The following is a 2,014-nucleotide window of genomic DNA, read 5'->3' as shown; positions in this document are numbered from 1 at the left end:
GGCCTTGCCGGCGACCTGGCCATGCCGCCACGAGACCGCTGTCCGACCCCGCCGATGCCTGTGTCCAAGGTGGCGAAGCGCCTTGCTTCCGGTTTCGATGCGCTTGACTGGCACTGGTGGCCGGTCGAGGCTGCGGCGATCTCCGAGGATTATGACGGTCGGCCGGCCTGCAACAACTGCGGCACATGCAACGGCTGCCCACGTGGATCGATGAGCAAATATTCGCTGTCCATCTGGCCCAAGGCTCTGGATGCCGGCTGCGAACTGCGCATCAACGCCCGCGTGCTCAAGATCGAGAAGGACCCGGACGGCCGCGCGAGCGGCGCTCTTTATGTCGACCGCAAGACCGGGAAGCAACATTTCCAGGGCGCAAAACTGGTTATCGTGGCCGCGAACGGCATCGGAACGCCACGGCTCCTTCTTGCATCCGACAATCTTGCCAACGCCAATGATCAGGTCGGACGTTATCTTCTGCACCACACGCTGGTTGCCTGCGAAATGTGGGTCGACGAGCCTGTCGACGGTCATATCGGTTACGTCGCATCCCTGCTGTCGCGGCAGTTTGCCGAGACGGACGTGTCGCGCGGTTTCGTCAACGGTTTCAACTTCAATTGCATCACCTCCACGCCGTCGGCCGGAGAGCTTGCGGCAGGCTGGTTCACGCCGGCCCACGCGCCATGGGGCCGCGACCATCACCCTTGGTTCGAGCGCCACTTCGGCCATTCCATCGGCGTTTTCGCCATTGGCGACGATCTGCCCAATCCGGAAAACCGCGTGACGCTGGATCCTGTGCTGAAGGATTCCGATGGCGTGCCTGCGGCAAAGACCCGCTACGCGCCCGGCGAGAACGACAAGCGTATGATGAACTACATGCTGGATCGCCTCGAAGAGCTCGCAAAGGCCTGCGGTGCTTTCGAATATCGGCTGCATGATTATCGCGACAAGGAGGGCGTTTATCGCACACCAGCCTGGCACATGATCGGCACCTGCCGGATGGGCAGCGACCCATCGACATCCGTCGTCAACCAATGGAACCAGACCTGGGAGGTGCCAAACCTCTTCATTGTCGATGGAAGCGTGCTCACCACCGGCGGCGTCGTCAATCCGACGGCCACCATCTCGGCGCTCGCCTTGCGTGCCGCGGCCTATATTCGCGACAATTTCGAAACCCTCTCGCAGCAGACGCGATCGTCGATAGCCGCCTGACGCGGATGATGCGGGTTGTCCGTCGATCGTCTCGCATATCAGGCAAGGACGATCCCTCGCCTGCGTGGTCCTGATTGGCATCATCGCGATCGGAGAAAGACAAAATGGTCCAGCGCCCGCCTGCCGAGCCCGGAATGAGCGAAGCGGATATCGATACCCCTGCCCTCATCATCGATCTCGATGCAATGGAAGGAAATCTCGACCGTATGGCCGCATTCTGCCGTAAAGCAGGTGTGCGGTTGCGCGCTCACGCGAAAACCCACAAGTCCCCGGTCATTGCTCACTGGCAGATTGCCAGAGGGACGATCGGCCAATGCGTGCAAAAGACAGCGGAGGCCGAGGTTCTCGCCTGGGGAGGTATAGGCGACATTCTCGTTTCGAACGAGGTCGTTTCCTCCCGCAAGCTGGCGCGACTGGCCGCGCTGTCCAGAATGTCGAAAATCTCGCTCTGTGCCGATAGCGCGGCCGTGGTCGACCAGATCGAGGCAGTGGCCGAATCCTTTGCCACGCGGTTGACAGTGCTGGTCGAGATCGACGTCAGTGGCGGTCGCTGCGGCGTGGAACCTGGCGCCCCCGCAGCGGCACTGGCGGTCCGCATAGCGAGAAGCCGCCACCTGGTGTTCGGTGGCCTGCAATCCTATCACGGGCGCGCCCAGCACCTGCGCGCCGAACAGGAGCGACGCGACGCTATCGGCCAGGCCGCGACGCGAACGGCGGATACGATCGCCGCAATCAGGAAGCAGAAGCTGGACTGCGCGATCGTCGGCGGCGCAGGCACGGGAACCTTCACCCACGAAGCAGCCAGCGG

At 62.5% G+C, this 2,014-nt stretch carries 2 protein-coding genes; both read left to right on the top strand.

Features of this window, described 5'->3' with window-relative positions; genetic code table 11:
• Positions 1 to 1,206: GMC oxidoreductase (locus EN939_RS31875; protein ID WP_164751408.1), on the top strand; the 1,206-nt coding region annotated here is incomplete at its 5' end.
• A 134-nt stretch (positions 1,207 to 1,340) separates the two neighbouring features.
• On the top strand, positions 1,341 to 2,014 hold a 674-nt coding region (locus EN939_RS31870; protein WP_245473243.1), incomplete at its 3' end, for an alanine racemase.

This window comes from Mesorhizobium sp. M7A.F.Ca.CA.002.05.1.1 (assembly GCF_003998335.1).
Lineage (GTDB): Bacteria > Pseudomonadota > Alphaproteobacteria > Rhizobiales > Rhizobiaceae > Mesorhizobium.
This window is presented reverse-complemented; position numbering and strand designations above follow the sequence as displayed.